This window comes from Massilia sp. CT11-108 (assembly GCF_047302915.1).
In the GTDB taxonomy this organism is placed as follows: Bacteria; Pseudomonadota; Gammaproteobacteria; order Burkholderiales; family Burkholderiaceae_D; genus Telluria; species Telluria orientalis.
Window position 1 is genome coordinate 1 of the sequence record NZ_JBKYMO010001502.1, and the last position, 274, is coordinate 274.

Genomic DNA, 274 nt, shown 5'->3' on the forward strand with positions numbered 1-274 from the left:
TGTGAAAGAGCGCGCACGTGCAGGGACTTTGCCATGGTAACATCGACCACCAGCACGACGGCCACGCCGACGCCCACACCCGCAGCGACCCCCGCCAACGCTCAGAGCGTGGTGAATGCGGCAACGCAATCGCTGCTGACGTCGCTCAATGCCGGCTCGGGCATCGATACCGGCACGCTCGTCCCCGCGCTCGTCACCGCGCAATTCGCGACCAAGACGGCTGCGCTCACGGCGAAGTCGACCGCGCTTACGTCGCAGATCTCGGGGATCAGTT

General features: G+C 65.7%; 1 pseudogene. It reads left to right on the forward strand.

What is annotated here, in order from left to right:
- Window positions 1-33: 33 nt before the first annotated feature.
- Window positions 34-274 (forward strand): annotated as a pseudogene (locus tag ACEN88_RS35420) (hypothetical protein); the annotation flags it as partial.